The sequence below is a fragment of the Tabrizicola oligotrophica genome (genome assembly GCF_011008935.1).
Classification (GTDB): Bacteria; Pseudomonadota; Alphaproteobacteria; order Rhodobacterales; family Rhodobacteraceae; genus Tabrizicola_A; species Tabrizicola_A oligotrophica.
This window is the reverse complement of record NZ_JAAIVJ010000002.1, coordinates 297,510-312,952: the sequence shown is the minus strand read 5'-3', so window position 1 is coordinate 312,952 and position 15,443 is coordinate 297,510. Positions and strand designations below refer to the sequence as shown.

The 15,443-nt window shown below is 65.1% G+C and carries 18 protein-coding genes and 1 pseudogene; 6 read left to right on the top strand and 13 right to left on the bottom strand.

All coding sequences use genetic code 11. The features are described from left to right. Window positions 1-8 precede the first annotated feature (8 nt). From G4Z14_RS05590 to G4Z14_RS05580, 3 genes are all read right to left on the bottom strand, one after another. The gene (locus tag G4Z14_RS05590) at window positions 9-1,259 is read right to left on the bottom strand and encodes a sarcosine oxidase subunit beta family protein (RefSeq protein ID WP_164623801.1); all 1,251 of its coding nucleotides are present in this window, start codon (window positions 1,257-1,259) and stop codon (window positions 9-11) included. Between the two features lie 202 nt (window positions 1,260-1,461). Continuing rightward, window positions 1,462-1,857 carry a nuclear transport factor 2 family protein gene (locus G4Z14_RS05585; RefSeq protein ID WP_164623800.1) on the bottom strand — a complete coding sequence of 132 codons (396 nt, stop codon included), beginning with the start codon at window positions 1,855-1,857 and terminating at the stop codon, window positions 1,462-1,464. Window positions 1,858-2,035: 178 nt separating this feature from the next. Further along, window positions 2,036-2,389 (bottom strand): cupin domain-containing protein, encoded by a 354-nt coding sequence (locus tag G4Z14_RS05580; RefSeq protein WP_164623799.1) that lies wholly within the window; start codon window positions 2,387-2,389, stop codon window positions 2,036-2,038. A gap of 110 nt (window positions 2,390-2,499) precedes the next feature. On the opposite strand from G4Z14_RS05580, the gene G4Z14_RS05575 reads away from it, so the two are divergent. After that, on the top strand, window positions 2,500-3,075 hold the full coding sequence (locus tag G4Z14_RS05575) for a GNAT family N-acetyltransferase (RefSeq protein WP_164623798.1): 576 nt from the start codon (window positions 2,500-2,502) through the stop codon (window positions 3,073-3,075). A 98-nt stretch (window positions 3,076-3,173) separates the two neighbouring features. Here G4Z14_RS05575 and ade read toward each other — a convergent pair whose 3' ends face one another. From ade to G4Z14_RS05555, 4 genes are all read right to left on the bottom strand, one after another. Beyond that, entirely contained in the window at window positions 3,174-4,874 is a 1,701-nt protein-coding gene (gene ade, locus G4Z14_RS05570) for an adenine deaminase (RefSeq protein WP_164623797.1), read from the bottom strand. 166 nt (window positions 4,875-5,040) lie between these two features. Next, on the bottom strand, window positions 5,041-5,796 hold the full coding sequence (locus tag G4Z14_RS05565; RefSeq protein WP_164623796.1) for an ABC transporter ATP-binding protein: 756 nt from the start codon (window positions 5,794-5,796) through the stop codon (window positions 5,041-5,043). After that, window positions 5,790-6,860, bottom strand: coding sequence for a FecCD family ABC transporter permease (locus tag G4Z14_RS05560; RefSeq protein WP_164623795.1), 1,071 nt, complete (start codon window positions 6,858-6,860; stop codon window positions 5,790-5,792). Before G4Z14_RS05560 ends, G4Z14_RS05565 begins: the two co-directional genes overlap by 7 nt. A gap of 52 nt (window positions 6,861-6,912) precedes the next feature. Continuing rightward, window positions 6,913-8,037: an ABC transporter substrate-binding protein gene (locus G4Z14_RS05555; RefSeq protein ID WP_164623794.1), complete on the bottom strand. Its 1,125-nt coding sequence runs from the start codon at window positions 8,035-8,037 to the stop codon at window positions 6,913-6,915. 141 nt (window positions 8,038-8,178) lie between these two features. Here G4Z14_RS05555 and G4Z14_RS05550 point away from each other — a divergent pair, with 141 nt between their 5' ends. Further along, a complete protein-coding gene (locus tag G4Z14_RS05550; RefSeq protein ID WP_164623793.1) occupies window positions 8,179-8,967 on the top strand; it encodes a class I SAM-dependent methyltransferase in 789 nt (262 codons plus the stop codon). A gap of 19 nt (window positions 8,968-8,986) precedes the next feature. Here G4Z14_RS05550 and G4Z14_RS19210 read toward each other — a convergent pair. The 3 genes and pseudogenes from G4Z14_RS19210 to G4Z14_RS05535 all read right to left on the bottom strand — a co-directional run. Next, a pseudogene (locus G4Z14_RS19210) lies at window positions 8,987-9,163 on the bottom strand (aldehyde dehydrogenase family protein); the annotation flags it as partial. Window positions 9,164-9,302: 139 nt separating this feature from the next. Further along, window positions 9,303-9,461: a hypothetical protein gene (locus tag G4Z14_RS05540; protein ID WP_164623792.1), complete on the bottom strand. Its 159-nt coding sequence runs from the start codon at window positions 9,459-9,461 to the stop codon at window positions 9,303-9,305. Continuing rightward, window positions 9,458-9,616 (bottom strand): hypothetical protein, encoded by a 159-nt coding sequence (locus tag G4Z14_RS05535; RefSeq protein WP_164623791.1) that lies wholly within the window; start codon window positions 9,614-9,616, stop codon window positions 9,458-9,460. The genes G4Z14_RS05540 and G4Z14_RS05535 overlap by 4 nt, the downstream gene beginning before the upstream one ends. A 282-nt stretch (window positions 9,617-9,898) precedes the next feature. Here G4Z14_RS05535 and G4Z14_RS05530 point away from each other — a divergent pair, with 282 nt between their 5' ends. The 3 genes from G4Z14_RS05530 (at window position 9,899) to G4Z14_RS05520 (ending at window position 12,624) form a co-directional block, all read left to right on the top strand. Then, window positions 9,899-10,822 carry a DMT family transporter gene (locus G4Z14_RS05530; protein ID WP_164623790.1) on the top strand — a complete coding sequence of 308 codons (924 nt, stop codon included), beginning with the start codon at window positions 9,899-9,901 and terminating at the stop codon, window positions 10,820-10,822. Between the two features lie 114 nt (window positions 10,823-10,936). Further along, window positions 10,937-11,866 (top strand): sulfite exporter TauE/SafE family protein, encoded by a 930-nt coding sequence (locus G4Z14_RS05525; protein WP_164623789.1) that lies wholly within the window; start codon window positions 10,937-10,939, stop codon window positions 11,864-11,866. Next, entirely contained in the window at window positions 11,863-12,624 is a 762-nt protein-coding gene (locus G4Z14_RS05520) for a TIGR02186 family protein (RefSeq protein ID WP_164623788.1), read from the top strand. Before G4Z14_RS05525 ends, G4Z14_RS05520 begins: the two co-directional genes overlap by 4 nt. A 33-nt stretch (window positions 12,625-12,657) precedes the next feature. Here G4Z14_RS05520 and G4Z14_RS05515 read toward each other — a convergent pair whose 3' ends face one another. From G4Z14_RS05515 to G4Z14_RS05505, 3 genes are read right to left on the bottom strand one after another with little or no spacing between them, the layout of a single operon-like run. Then, on the bottom strand, window positions 12,658-13,956 hold the full coding sequence (locus G4Z14_RS05515) for an MATE family efflux transporter (protein ID WP_164623787.1): 1,299 nt from the start codon (window positions 13,954-13,956) through the stop codon (window positions 12,658-12,660). After that, the gene (locus G4Z14_RS05510; RefSeq protein ID WP_164623786.1) at window positions 13,953-14,432 is read right to left on the bottom strand and encodes a PaaI family thioesterase; all 480 of its coding nucleotides are present in this window, start codon (window positions 14,430-14,432) and stop codon (window positions 13,953-13,955) included. Before G4Z14_RS05510 ends, G4Z14_RS05515 begins: the two co-directional genes overlap by 4 nt. After that, a complete protein-coding gene (locus tag G4Z14_RS05505; RefSeq protein WP_164623785.1) occupies window positions 14,429-14,890 on the bottom strand; it encodes a PaaI family thioesterase in 462 nt (153 codons plus the stop codon). Before G4Z14_RS05505 ends, G4Z14_RS05510 begins: the two co-directional genes overlap by 4 nt. A 148-nt stretch (window positions 14,891-15,038) precedes the next feature. Between G4Z14_RS05505 and G4Z14_RS05500 the strand changes: the two genes are divergently transcribed. Next, complete coding sequence (locus G4Z14_RS05500) at window positions 15,039-15,413, top strand: MerR family transcriptional regulator (protein ID WP_164623784.1); 375 nt, start codon at window positions 15,039-15,041, stop codon at window positions 15,411-15,413. The last annotated feature ends 30 nt before the right edge of the window (window positions 15,414-15,443 follow it).

Below are 15,443 nucleotides of genomic sequence, written 5' to 3'. Positions count from 1 at the left end.
TCAAGCTCCTAGTGCAGGTTCGGCTGGGCGCCCTGGCCCTTTTCGTCGATCATCAACCCCTTGAGGAAGCGATCGAAGCGATAGGCGGTGGCGGTCTTGTGCGGCTCGTCCTTGGCCAGAAGATGCGCAAAGCACCAGCCCGAGGCCGGCGTCGCCTTGAACCCGCCATAGCACCAGCCGCCGTTGAAATAGAGCCCTTCGACATGCGTCTTGTCGATGATGGGCGAGCCATCCATCGACATGTCCATGATCCCGCCCCAGGTGCGCAGCAGCCGCGCCCGGCCGATGGCTGGCATCAGCGCCATGCCGCCCTCGGCCACATCCTCGATCACCGGCAGGTTACCGCGTTGGGCGTAGGAGTTGTAGCCGTCGATGTCGCCGCCGAACACCAGACCGCCCTTGTCGGACTGGCTGACATAGAAGTGCCCCGCGCCAAAGGTCATCACGCCATCAATCAGCGGCTTCAAGCCTTCCGAAACGAAGGCTTGCAGCACATGGCTTTCGATGGGCAGCCGCATGCCGGCATGCGCCATCACCTTCGAGGACGATCCAGCCACCGCAACGCCGACCTTCTTTGCGCCAATGAAACCGCGGGTGGTTTCCACCCCCTTGATCCGGCCGCCTTCAATCCGCATCCCGGTGACTTCGCAGTTCTGGATCAGATCGACCCCCCGCAGGTCGGCCCCGCGGGCATAGCCCCAAGCCACCGCATCATGGCGTACCGTGCCGCCGCGGCGCTGCATCAGCGCGCCCTTGATCGGGAAACGGGCATTGTCGAAATTCAGCCACGGATACATTGACCGCACCTGATCGCGGCTCAACAACTCCGCATCCGCGCCGTTCAGGATCATGCCATTGCCGCGCCGGGTAAAAGCGTCGCGCTGCGCGTCGGTGTGGATCAGGTTGATGATCCCGCGCTGGCTGACCATGGCGTTGTAGTTGAAGTCCTGCTCCAGCCCTTCCCAGAGCTTCAGCGAGAATTCGTAGAACGGCTCGTTGCCATCCAAAAGGTAGTTCGACCGGATGATCGTGGTATTCCGCCCGACGTTGCCGCCACCGAGATAACCCTTTTCCAGCACCGCGATGCGGGCCTGCCGGAATTCCTTGGCCAGATAATAGGCCGTCGCCAGCCCATGCCCGCCGCCGCCGACGATGATGTAGTCATACTCGGCCTTGGGCGCCGGATCGCGCCAGACGGGCTTCCAGCCCTTATGCCCGGTCAATGCCTCGGCAATGACGCGAAACCCCGAATAGCGCATGGGCGGCCCTCCTGTTCTGATCCGAACCTAGGCCGGGCGCTCGTGAAAACCCGCGTCGTTTCCGCCACGAGTGATGCGATTTTCGCCATGTGGGCACCAGACCTGCAGCGGCAGGGGCCAGCCTGCCTGCAAGGTTGTTCAACCACGACGCACCGCCGCGCGACGCGACCGCCCCCAAACGCATGGGCCCATGACGGGTGGGTCAAGGACCGGCGACTTGCCGGGCATAGTCCTCGGCGTCATACCATCCCCTTGACGCCGCGATGGAGCCGTCCGGCCCAAGATCCCACTCTTCCCAGCCCTGAACGTCCAGAGAGTGCCCCGTTCCGGCATGTTGGCCGGTAAAGGTCCAGATGAAGGCGACATGATCGCCCGCGATGCGCAAGTCGTCGAGGATCACTCGCATGTTGTTCACGTCGGCATAAAATCCGGCCGCCATTTCTGCGATCCTTGCCCGCCCCTGCCATGGGGTTCCGCGATTGATGACGATGTCTCCGTCGCGGGCATAACAGCCCGCCACCCGCTCCGGATCACCAGAGTTCCACGCAAGAGTGTAGGTTTCCGCGATATTCCTAATGGTTTCGACGCCTAACGACATGATCGTTCGCCCCCCATCAAGAGAACCAAGGGAAGACCATAGCACGGTTCGGCGGCCACTCCTCATGGTTTCGGCGCGCAGATCAGGTTTGCCACTCAGCGCGGCAACCTTCCTGCACGCCAAAACCGGGCCAAGACGGGCGCCAATACGCCGGTTGCGAGAACTGGTTTTTCTCGTGTTACTTCAGCTTGATGCAGAAATGCTTCTTCACCGGCTTCTCGATCGTCCACGTCCCTTTGAAGCCCGGCTCCACCACAAAGCCATCGCCCGGCCGCAGGGTGACGGTCTCGCCGCCATCGGGGGTGATGGTGATCTGGCCGTCGATCAGGTGGACAAATTCGTAGAATTTGTAGACGGCGTGCCAGGTGCCCGGCGTCGCTTCCCAGGTGCCGCTGATGACAGAGCCGTCAATCGAGGTGTGCTGCACCCATGTCTTCATCGTGGGCGTGCCTTCGGTCTTGGTCCAGCCTTCAAGATCGGTGGTCATCGGCTCGGGGCCGGGGGCGGGGAAGCGGAAAACCATGTCGGTCATGTCGGTCCTCATGCGGGTTGGAATTTGCCTCAGTGGTAGGCGGCGACGCCAGAGGTTGCAAGCGCTGCGGGATTTTGGTTTCTGGGGCGCGGGAACCAAAGGGGGATTTCATGCTGATCCGCGAAGCCAAGGCGTCTGACGCCGCGCATCTGGTGCGCTTCATCAACATGGCGGCGGATGATCTGCCCCTGCATTTCTGGCAGAAATCGGTCGGTGAGGGCGGCGATGCGCTGGCCTATGGCATGGAGCGCGCCGCCCGCGAGGCGGGGAGTTTTTCCTTCCGCAACGCCTGGTTGGCAGAGGTGGAGGGCAAAGTCGCCGCCTGCCTTCTGGGCTATCCGGCCGAAGATGAGCCCAGCCCGATTGCCGCCGACACGCCACCGATCTTCGTGCCGCTGCTGGAACTTGAGGCCATGGCGCCGGGATCGTGGTATCTGAACGTCCTTGCGACCTATGACGGGTTTCGCGGCAAGGGCTGCGGCAGCGCGCTTCTGGCCAAGGCCGAGGAAGTCACTCGTGCGCAGGGCCGCCAGACCATCAGCCTGATCACCGCCGACAGCCATCTTGATGCCCAGCGGCTTTACGCGGCCAAAGGCTATACCGAAGTCGCCCGCCGTCCGGTGGTGAAAGGCGATTGGCAGGTGGATGCGTCAGAGTGGATCCTGATGACCAAGACGCTGGCCTAGGGCTTGTCTGGTTCACTTTGAACCAAGGCGGATTGATAAGCGCGTTCGAGCGTATGCCAGAGGCAGTGCTTATCAATTCCACATGAACCAGACACGCTTTAAGGGATCACTTCGAACCGGTCCACATCGACCATGCCATGATCGGTGATCTTCAGATGCGGGATCACCGGCAGGGCAAGGAAGGCAAGCTGCAGGAAGGGTTCCTCCAGCACCACGCCAAGGCCTTTCGCCGCCGCTCGCAGGGCGGTCAGGTCACGGTGGACCTCTTCGAACGAGTTCAGGCTCATCAGCCCTGCTACCGGCAGCGCCAGTTCGGCCAGAACGCGGCCGCCCTCGACCACCACGAATCCGCCCTCGATCTCTGACAGCCGGTTCGCGGCAAGCGCCATGTCGGCATAATCCGCCCCCACGACGGCGATGTTGTGATGGTCATGGCAGACGGTCGAGGCAATCGCCCCGCGCTTCAGCCCGAACCCCTGCACAAAGCCGGTTGCCCGGTTGCCGTTCACCCCGTGGCGTTCGATCACCGCAATGCGGATCAGGTCGCGCTCCAGATCGGGTTTCTTGTCGCCATCCTCGGGCGCGATGTCGAAGGTCAGGTGCGGCGTGATGATCTTGCCCGGCACGATGCCGATGACCGGCGTCTCGACCCGGTTGCCACCGGCGCGGAAGTGATGCGGCTCAACCCGCGGCGCCTTGACCGACTGGCGCGCGACCGGGGGGATGGTCCTGCGCGCCGCGAAGGCCGCGTCGCTCACCTCCACGCCCCCGGCAAAGACCGCGCTGACATGGCAGCCCTGAAGGCTGTCGATCACCGCGATATCGGCCCGCTTGCCCGGCGCGATCAGGCCCCGGTCTTTCAGGCCAAAGGCCTCTGCCGCCGACAGGCTGGCGGCGCGATAGGTCGCCAAGGGGTCCGCCCCCAGCGCAATCGCGGTGCGGATGATCCAGTCAAGATGCCCGTGTTCGGCAATATCCAGCGGATTGCGGTCGTCGGTGCAAAGGCACAGATAGGGCGAATGGCGTTCGGTCAAAAGCCCGACCAGCGCATGCAAGTCCTTTGACACAGACCCTTCGCGGATCAGCACCCGCATGCCCTTGCGCAGCTTTTCCAGCCCTTCTTCGTGGGTGGTCGCCTCATGCTCGGTGCGGATGCCGGCGGCGATATAGCCGTTGAGGTCGCGCCCGCGCAGCAAGGGCGAATGGCCGTCGATGTGGCGGCCCTTGAACGCCTCAAGCTTGGCCATGCAGCCGGGGTCCTTCATCAGCACACCGGGATAGTTCATGAATTCCGCCAGCCCGATCACGCGGGGATGATCCATCAGCGGCACCAGATCTTCGGCCATCAACCGCGCACCGGTCGTCTCCATATGCGTCGAGGGCACGCAGGACGAAAGCTGCACCCGGATGTCCATCAGGGTCAGGGATGACGCCTCAAGGAAGTAGTGAATTCCGGTCAGCCCACAGACATTGGCGATCTCGTGCGGGTCACAGATGGCGGTTGTCACCCCCCGCGGGGTGACGCAACGGTCGAACTCGAATGGCGTGACCAGCGAGGATTCGATGTGCAGATGGGTGTCGATGAACCCCGGCACCAGAACCTTGCCCGACAGGTCAATCTCGCGCTTGCCGCTATAGCTGCCAAAGACCCCCACGATGGTATCGCCGCAGATCGCCACATCTGTTTCCACCAGCTCGCCGGTCACAAGGTCAAACACCCTCGCGCCCTTCAGCACCAGATCGGCCGGCGCAATCCCGCGGCCCTGGTCGATACGATCGGCGAGAGTGGCAGTGGTCATGGGTCGTACTCCCTTTTGGCTCAGGGAACATCAACACTTCGGCGCGCGCAAGGTGGGACGCGGGAAAGCGGGGCACAGGCCTTCGGGGCGCGGCCGGCAGGAACGGCATCTTGGGGCGCGATGGCGCCGTCCGCCATGACACGAACCCCGACGTTCCCGCAGCAGCTCATGCGCGTCCCGGCCCGTCAACGATCATCATCGGATAGCCGCGCGAGCAGGCTTCGATCCGGGCATCGATACCGTACAGGCGGCGGATCAGGGTCGGGGTCAGGACTTCCCGCGAGGGGCCGACGGCCTCGACGCGGCCGTTTGCGACGGCGATGGTGGTGGCGCAGCTGCGCATGACCTGATTGAGGTCGTGCAGCGCCAGCACAGCCACCGCCCCGGTTTCGGCGGCATAGTCCCGCAGCAGGTCCAGAACCTCGTATTGCCGGTAAAGATCCAGCGCCGAGGTCGGTTCGTCCATCAGCAAGACGGCCGGGCGGGTGACCAGCGTCTGCGCGATCGAGACCAGCTGGCGCTGGCCGCCGGACAGCTCCGCCAGATGCAGCTCGGCCAGCGCGCCGATCTTCAGGCGGGCCAGCACCGCATCCACCGCCGCAAGGTCACGGGCCGACAGCTGCCAGCCGGCCTGACCCTGCTTCACCGCCAGGATCACCGCTTCATAGACCGTGAGCGCAGCGGTCATCGCGGTATCCTGTGGCATGTAGCGCAAAGCCGCCGGCTCTGCCCCGCGCAGCCGAACCTGTCCCGCCCCGCGCAATTGCCCGGCGATGCGGCGAAAGAGCGTCGACTTGCCCGCCGCGTTCGGACCGATCAGCGCTGTCAGGCTGCCACCGCGGATTTCCGGGGTCGTCGCCGCGGCAAAGACCGCCTTGCGGCCATAGCAGGCCTCGACGCTTTTCAGTTCCAGAGTCACCATGACCGCCTGCCGTGGGTAAAGATCAGTGTTGCAAAGAAGGGAACGCCGACCAGGGCAGTGATGATGCCAATGGGCAGGACGGCACCGGGCAGGATCGCCTTGGACAGCACGGATGTCGCGGACAGGATCAGCGCCCCCGCCAGAATCGAACCGGGCAGGAAGAAGCGCTGATCCTCGCCCAGAAGCAACCGCGCGATATGGGGGCCAACGATGCCGATGAAGCCGATCGTTCCGACGAATGACACCGGCACGGCCGCCAGAAGCGCGACAAGCAGCAGTGTCTCAAGCCGCAGGCGGCGGACCGGCACGCCCATGGCCGCGGCGCGCGTCTCGCCCAGACGGATGGCGGTCAGCGCCCAGGCGCGGCGGGCGAAAAGCGGCGTGCAGATCAGCAGGATGGCGGCGGTCACGGCGACCTTGGTCCAACTGGCCTTGGTCAGGCTGCCCATGGTCCAGAACACGACCGCGGCCAACGCCTGTTCCGAGGCGAAATACTCCAGAAGCGCCAGCGCGGCGTTGAAGGTGAACACCAGGGCAATGCCAAGCAGAACGATGGTTTCGACCGTGACCCCGCGCAGGGTCGACAAGCCGAAGATCAGCAGGGCCGCCAGCATCGCCATGACAAAGGCGTTGATCGGAACCATCAGCGCCAGCGCGCCGGGAAACAGCGCCACGCCCAGCACCATGGCAAGCGCCGCGCCAAAGCTGGCGGCTGCGGACAGGCCAAGCGTGAAGGGGCTGGCCAGCGGGTTGGCAAGGATGGTCTGCATCTGCGCCCCGGCCAGTGACAGGCAGCCGCCGACCGTCACCGCCATCAGCGCCATCGGCATGCGGATATCCCAGATGACGACCCGCATCTGCACATCGCTGTCGGCGGGCCACAGAATGGTGCGGACCACATCGGCCAGCGGATAGCGGGCCGGGCCAAGCGAGATGTCGATTGCCACCGACAACACCAGAAGCCCGCCCAATCCCAGAACCAGCAGGATGCGCCGCGCGACGAGGCGACGATAGGGATGGGCAGCGGCTTCGGCCGTCAGAAGCGATATGGGTAGAAGTGACATGGGCAGGATTCCTGAAAATGCGGGGCGGCTGGTCATGCCGCCCCGTCCGCGCTCAGTTCAGCGACACCCAGTAGCCGGGACGATAGTCAACCGGCAGGAAGCGTTCGTGCAGGGTCTTCAGCGCCGCTTCCGGATCGAGGTCGGCAAAGACCTCGGGGTGCAGCCATTTGGCGATCTGCTGCAAAGCCACGAAGCTGTAGGGGTTGTTGTAGAACTGGTGCCAGATGGCATGGACGCTGCCAGTCTCGACCGCCTTGATGCCGGTGAAGGCAGAACGCTCGGTCAGGGCGGCAAGCTTCTGCCGCGCGACATCAAGATCGGCCCCCGGCCCGACGCCGACCCAGGCCCCGCCCGGAACGAAGGCCTCCCAGTTGCCGCCGGTCACAATCGCCACATCGGGGTTCGATGCGATGATCTGCTCGGCATTCACTGTGCCGAAAGTGCCCGGGATGACATCCCTGGCCATGTTGGTGCCCCCGGCTTCTTCGACCATGCGGCCGAAGTTCTCGTTGCCGAAGGACATGCAGCAATCTTCCGAATACCCCCCCGCGCGTTCGACGAAGACCAAGGGGCGGACCAGATCGGGATGCGCGGCGATCACGTCGGTCACTTTCGCCATCTCGGCGGCGAAGAAGGCGTTGTATTCCGCTGCGCGGTCTTGCTTGCCGTAAAGCTCGCCGATGATCTCCATCGACTTTGCCGTGTGCTCGAAGGGCTTTTCACGGAAGTCGACATAGACGATCGGAATACCCACTTCCGCCAGCTTCGCCTCGTAGCCCGCCTCGTCCGTCGCGGCCTTGGCTTCAAGGTTCAGGATCATCACGTCGGGCTTCAGCGAGACCGCCTGTTCGATGTCGAACGTACCTTCCTTGAAGCCGCCGAAATTCGGGATGCTGGCGATTTCGGGGAATTTCTCCAGATAGGCGGCATAGCTGTCGGGGTCGGCCTTCATGAAGTCGTCACGCCAGCCCACCACGCGGGCAAAGGGGTTGTCCGTGTCCAGGACCGCGGTGAAGAACGATTGCCGCCCCTCGCCCAGGATCACGCGCTGCACGGGCGTCTCGACCTCGACTTGCCGTCCGGCAATATCGGTGAGGGTGACTTTGTCGGCGAGCGCTTGGCTGGCTGCGATCAGGCTCAGCACCGAAGCGCCGAGGATGTTGCGGAGGCAGGACATGTGTCTCTCTTGGTTGGTTTCGCATTGGCGAGGTAAAATTGTCGAGTTATTTTGTCAACTACAAAAGTTGACTTGTTTTATCGGAAATTATCCGATAGAGACGAACCCCTGAATTTGCCGCGAAATCTGCCGAGAAATCTCATGCCTGACGCCATTCCCGCGCCGCCCGATCACGCCGCGTCCAACCGCGACCTGCGGGATGAAATCCGCGATTACTGGTCCGAGCGGGCCGCCACCTTCGATCAGGATCCCGGTCACCGGATCACGGACGGGGCCGAGCGCGCCGCCTGGGCCGCCCTGTTCACCCGCCACCTTGGCCCGGCCGCGGGCCGCCGGCTGCTGGATCTGGCCTCTGGCACCGGCGAGATCGCGCTTCTGTGCCGCGACCTGGGGTTCCGCGTCACCGGGCTTGACTGGTCCGAGCCGATGCTGGCGCGCGCCCGCGGCAAGGCGGGTGACACCGTCGCCTTCCTGCAGGCCGATGCCGAACGGACCACGTTGCCCACCGCCAGTCAGGATGTGATCGTGACGCGCCATCTGGTCTGGACGCTGGTCGACCCGACCGCCGCCTTTGCCGAATGGTTCCGGGTGCTTGCCCCCGGTGGCAGGCTTTTGATCGTGGACGGGGATTTCGTGAACCGCAGCCTTCTGGGCCGCCTGATGGCCCGCCTCGCCGCCCCTGCCCACCGCGGCCCCGGTGCGGATCTGGCCGCACGCCACGCGTCGATCCTGTCGCGGGTGCATTTCTCGGGCGGGGCAAGGGGCGAGGCCGTGGCCGCGCTGCTGGTCGCCGCGGGTTTCGGAGACATCCGCCTCGACACCCGCTTCGCCCCGATCCACCGCGCGCAAGCGCGCGGCCTTGGCTTCCGCAAGACGCTGCTGAGGCGCAGCGAACATCGCTACGCCATTTCGGCAACAAAGCCGTCCTGACCCGCGCGACGCCGCCCCCTTGGCAGATCTGGGCCATGAGGATCGCCGAGACGACGGCAAGACCGGACTGTTTCACCACCATAGTGCAATCCGAAACCAAAGCTGGGCCGATCTTGCAGGCAATCTGGTTGGTCGGCCAGGTCCACGCCGTCATCAGCGCGCAGACCCCGATGCCTTTGCGGAGCAAAAGGCTGCTGGCGGCCGCTTGTCCGAGGCGAAGGTGCTGGCGGCGGCATAGGCTCGGCGGTCACATTCGGCAGGGATCTCCTCCATTCGGGCGCTCCGTTCGACCACGGGAAAGGCCGCCCGATCAAACACCACCCGGTCAAGGGATGTCAGCGCCGCTCTGGCATCCTGATCCGCATCCGACGCCTGACCAAGGCGAAATGCCCGATCACCTCTTCGCTTGTCGGGTTTTCAACCGACATCCCCTGACACCCGGGCGCGAGAGAAATCCACGCGCCATCAAGGTAGACCTCCTGAAGCTGGCTCATGTCTTCCTCGTTCCGTCTCGAAGCAGGCGGTCGGCGATGAGCGCCAGAAGGGCAATGGAGAAGCCGGCGACCAGCCCAAGATCGGCCCTGCCAAGCGCGACAAAGACCTGCTGGCCGAGATCCCGCGTTCCCACCAGGGCCGCAATGACCAGCATGGATATTGCGGCCACAATGGTCTGTTTGATGCCGCGCAGAAGCTGCCGCGAGACGCGCCCGCGATCAGGACCGGGCCTTGGCGGGTTAGCCCAAGGGCCTTCAGAGACCGTGGCCGGTGCGCCGCCCGTCTCCGTCAGGGCGCATCCGAGGCCGTTTTCCGCCTTGCGCTCGGGTCAGGAGCGCAGGGCAAAGGCAACGGGTCAACTCCTGCCCGAACTCTTGCCCGACCCGGCCTTGCGCCCCATGCCATTCAGTGCTTCACATGACCCAAGGAGACCCCCATGCGACCCTTGCGCGGCATTGGCCTGAAACTGGCTTCGGTTCTGGTGTTCATCGTCATGGCGGCGATGATCAAGACGACGGCGGCGCATGTGCCCGCCGGGCAGACGGTGTTCTTCCGCTCGGCCTTTGCCATTCCGGTGATCGTGGTCTGGCTGGCCATGCGGCGCGAGCTGGCGACCGGGTTCAAGGCGAAGAACCCCATCGGCCATGTCTGGCGCGGGTTGATGGGAACGCTGGCCATGGGCCTGGGTTTTGCCGGCCTTGGCTATCTGCCGTTGCCCGAAGTCACCGCCATCGGTTATGCCGCGCCGCTGCTGGTGGTGGTCTTCGCCGCGATGTTTCTTGGCGAGGAGGTCCGGCTTTTCCGTCTGGCCTCGGTCGCGCTGGGGCTGACCGGGGTGCTGATCGTGCTGTCGCCGCGCCTGACGGTGCTGACCGGCGCAGCCGCAGGCCACCGCGAGGCGTTCGGGGCAATGCTGGTGCTGGGTGGGGCGCTCTTTGCCGCCTTGGCGCAGGTCTTCGTGCGCAAGCTGGTGAACACCGAAAATACCTCGGCCATCGTGTTCTGGTTTTCCCTGACCGCAACGCTGTTGTCGCTGGTGACCGTGCCGTTCGGCTGGGTGATCCCCACGGCGCGCGAGGCGATGATCCTGATCGGCGCGGGGCTTCTTGGCGGCGTCGGGCAGATCCTGCTGACCTCGAGCTACCGCGAGGCCGATGCCTCGCTGGTGGCGCCCTTCGACTATGCCTCGATGCTGTTCGCGCTGCTGATCGGCTATTTCGTCTTTGCCGAGGTGCCGACCTGGACCATGCTGGGCGGTGCGGCGCTGGTGATTGCGGCGGGCATTCTCATCATCTGGCGCGAGCGGCGGCTGGGGCTGGAACGCGCGAAGGGGCGCAAGGCGATGACGCCGCAAGGCTGAGCGACAGGGCGGACCTGGAATCTGGCCTGAGCCATCGGTGCAAACTGGATTTGACAAGGCCCGGAAACAGGCGCAAGTCTTGGGGAAACAGGCCCTTCCCAACCCCACAACCCGATGTTCCAACTGTACCTCCCCATCGCCGAGGTCTCGGTCAACGCCATCCTTCTTCTGGGGATCGGCGGGATCGTCGGCTTTCTGTCGGGCATGTTCGGGGTGGGCGGCGGGTTTCTGATAACTCCGTTCCTCTTGTTCATTGGCGTGCCGCCCGGCGTGGCGGTGGCGACGGGTGCCAATCAGGTGGTGGCCTCGTCGATTTCCGGCGTTCTGGCGCAGCTGAAGCGCAAGGCGGTGGACTTCCGCATGGGGGCGGTGCTGCTGGCGGGCGGTCTCCTAGGGTCATGGTCGGGGGTGCGGGTGTTTTCCTACATGTCCTCGCTGGGGCAGGTCGATCTGTTCGTGCAGCTTTCCTATGTGCTGTTTCTGGGTCTGATCGGCGCCATGATGTTTGTCGAAAGCGCCCGTGCGCTGTTGCGCGCCCGGCGGCATGGCGGGGCCGCTCCGGTGCGCCGCGCCCATATCCATACATGGGTGCATGGCCTGCCCTTCAAGATGAAGTTCCGCGCCTCGGGCCTTTATATCTCGGTGCTGCCGCCCTTGGGCGTCGGCGCGCTGGTGGGCTTTCTGGCCGGCATCATGGGGGTCGGCGGCGGGTTCATCCTTGTACCTGCAATGATCTATATCCTTGGCATGCCGACCAAGGTGGTGATCGGCACCTCGCTGTTCCAGATCATCTTCGTCACCGGCTTCACCACAGTCGTCCATGCGGTCAACAGTCAGACCGTCGACATGCTGCTGGCGTTGCTGCTGATCCTTGGTGGGGTGGTGGGCGCGCAGTTCGGCACCATCGTCGGGGTGAAGCTGAAAGCAGAGCAGCTGCGCATCCTGCTGGCCGCGCTGGTGCTGGCGGTGGCGATCAAGATTGCCTTTGACCTGCTGCTGCGCCCGGCCGAATTGTTCTCGGTCACGCGCCTGGTGCTGCCATGATCCGCGCGGCGCTTCTGGCACTCTGGCTGCCGACCGCCGTGCTGGCCGAAGGCGAGGAGATCGTCTCGGGCCTGTCGCAGAACCGGGTGGCGATCACGGCGAATTTCGACGGCTCGGAAATCCTGATCTATGGCGCGGTCAAGCGCGAGGCCCCGGCGCCGGCCGGCGCCCCGCTGGAAGTCGTCATCACCGTCGAAGGCCCCTCGACCCCGCTGGTGATCCGCCGCAAGGAACGCCGGGCGGGCATCTGGGTGAACACCTCGGCCATTACCGTCGATGCGGCACCTTCGTTCTACGCCGTGGCCACCACCGGGCCGGTGGAAAAGATCCTGTCCGGCACCGACGACCTGCGCTACAAGATCACCCTGCCCCATGCCATCCGCGCCGTCGGGAGCGCATCGGAGGCCGAGGGCTCGGAGGAGTTCATCACCGCGCTGGAGCGTATCCGCAGCACGGACGAAAGCTATCGGTTGCTGGAAAATCAGGTGCAACTGGTGGAGGAAACGCTGTTCCGCACCGATGTCGTACTTCCTGCCAACCTGACCGAAGGCGATTACAAGGTGCGCATGTTCATCACCCGCGGCGGCCGGGTGATCGACCATATGGAGCGGGTGATCGGGGTGCGGAAGGCAGGGCTGGAGCGGACACTTTACGTCATGGCGCACGAGCAGCCCTTCCTTTACGGCCTGATCTCGCTTGCGCTGGCAGCGGTGGCCGGCTGGGCGGCCTCGGCGGGGTTCCGGTTGCTCCGGCGGTAGGACCGCCGGCACTGCGCGCGGGGCAAACCCGCGCTACGCAAGTACCTTCGGATAGGCCCGCCACATCGTCACACCTCTTGTGGCGTTCAGTACCATCAGCGCGGCCCAGAGGCCGTGGTTGCCCAAGAGCGGGATCAGCGCCACGAGCGCTGCCCCATAGACCGCGACCGACAGGGTCATGGCGACCAGCATGGCGCGGGTTTGCAGCGCCCCGATGAAGATACCGTCATAGATCCAGCTTGCCACGCCGATCAACGGTGCAAGGGCCAGCCACGCGAGGTAATCCCGCGCCGCGGCTCGAACCTCCGGCGCCGTGGTCATCACGTCGATGATCGGCCCGCCAAGCGCGGCAAAGACCAGAGCCAGCAGCGCCGCACCGCCAAACCCCCATTGCATCGCAATGCGACCCGCCCGGCGCACATCTCCCATGGCGCGGGCGCCGATCGCCTGTCCCACCAGGGTTTCGGCCGCGATGGCAAAGCCGTCCAGCGCATAGGCGGTGATCTCGAGAAACTGCATCAGCACCTGATTGGCCGCCAGCGTCACATCGCCAAAGCGCGCGCCCAGAAAGACAAAACTGGTGAAGGACAATTGCAGCAGGATCGTACGGCCCATGATGTCGCGGCTGGCGGTGAACATGCGCGACAGCGCGGCACGGTCGGAAAGCCGGGTCAGGGCCGCCCGCAGCATCAGGCGGCCAAGCGCATCGCGCGCAAGCCAGAGTGCCAGCATCAGGCCGGTCACCTCGGCGATCAGGGTGGCGGCGGCAACGCCTTCGATCCCCCAGCCCAACCCCAGCACGAACCAGAGGTCGAGCAGGATGTTCAACCCGTTCTGCCAGAGCTGGAGCAGGAGGACGCCCCTTGTCCGCTCCACCCCCACCAGCCAGCCGGTCAGCGCGTAAAGCGCGATGGTGGCCGGAGCGCCCCAGATCCGGATGGCAAGATAGGTCCGGGCAAGGCCTTCGACCTCGGCACTGGCAGGCGCGATGGCGAAGGCGGCAGCGAAAAGCGGCACTTGCAGGACGATCAATGCCGCCCCCGCCAGCGCGGCCACCATCAGCGCCCGCAGCAGAACGGCCGTGCGCTCGGGCCGATCCCCCGCCCCTGCCGCCTGCGCGGCAAGGCCCGAGGTGGACATGCGCAGAAACCCGAAGGCCCAGTAGAGCGTGGCCAGCACCACCGCCCCCATGCCCACTGCCCCCAAGGGCGCCGCCTGCCCGAGTTGCCCGATCACGGCGGTATCCACCGCGCCCAGCAGCGGCACCGTGGCATTCGACAGCACCACCGGCACCGCGATGCGGGCAACCCGGGCGTGGGTGATGGCGCTCATGGCGCCTCGGGCATCAGGAAATGCACGACCGCGCTGGCAAAGGGTTTGTCGCGCGCATCCTGCCAGGCGTCGACATGCACCGAGGCATAGCGCCGCCCCGACCGGTTGATCCGCGCCTTGGCGAAGCAATCCCTGGCCTGACCTGAGCGCAGGTAATCCACGGTAAAGTCGATGGTCTTGGGCAAGGGCGGAAGATGCCCGGGCGTTACGGCATCGGGGCCAAGCCGGCCTGCCGACAGGTCTTCCCAAAGCGTCGTCCAGCTGAGTTCGATGATCGCCGCCACCTCAAGGAATGCCGCCGTCACCCCGCCATGCAGCGCCGGGATCACCGGATTGCCGATCAGCATCGGCTGAAACGGCAGATGGGCGGTGATCTCGTCGCCCTGCCGGTCAAAACGGATGCCGAGAAACCGGATATAGGGCACGGCCCCCACCAGCCAGGCCAAAGCCTCGTCGCGGTTCTGATAGGCGGTCATGCCGGCGCCTTCCCGGTTGCGGCCGGTCGCGGCCGGTCCAGCGTGAAGGCCCCGGTGCCCATGGCAACGGGGCGGGTTTCGTCCTGATCGGTGGCGATGACCCGGATGAAGGCGACCGAGCGGGTGACGTGGTGGCAGTCGGCCCGTGCGGTGATGGCCTGACCGGGGGTCGCCGGGCGGAAATAGTCGATCCGCAGATCAAGCGTGGCGGTGGAAACCGGCGCGGCCGGATGGCTCAGGACCGCCGCGCCCGAGGCGGTGTCCATCAAGGCCGAGATTGCTCCGCCATGCAGCACCCCCGTCGCCGGATCGCCGACAAGGCGGGGATCATAGGGCATGGTGATCGTCGCATGGCCGTTCCCCAACCGGATGATCGTCAGTCCCAGTTCGCGGGCATGGGGCAGCGCCGCCATGAATTGGCGGGCAACCGCAAGGGTATCGGGATTGGCGTCTGGCATGGGCAGACCTTTCCGGGGCGGGCTTCGACGTTGCGCCAACCTTCCCCTGCCCGTGCCGCCGGTGCAACCCCTGCCCGCGCAAATGCCGCAGCGCAATTCTTGCACCGAGGGCGGACTTTCTCCTAACCTGTCCACCGGAGGAGAGCCCATGACCGACACCCGCCTGAGCTTCAAGGAGATGTGCGCCAAGTTCGAGGTCACGCCCCGGACGCTGCGCTATTACGAATACATCGAGCTTCTCGCCCCGGAGAAAGAGGGCCGCGCGCGGTTCTACGGCCCGCGCGAGGTGGCGCGGATGAAGCTGATCCTGCGCGGCCGCCGTTTCGGTTTTTCTCTGGAGGAAATCCGCCAATGGCTGCTGATCTACGGCAAGAAGGGCGAAAAGGACCAGCTGCAACATTGGCTGGGGCTTGCCGACCGGCAGCTGGTGGAGCTGGAAAAGCAGCGGACCGAACTGGAGATCACCATCGCCGACCTCAAGGCGCTGCGCGCCACCGCCGTCGAGGAGATCGGCAAAGGATGAGGGGCCTGCGCGCCCATTCTTGGCGCAGCG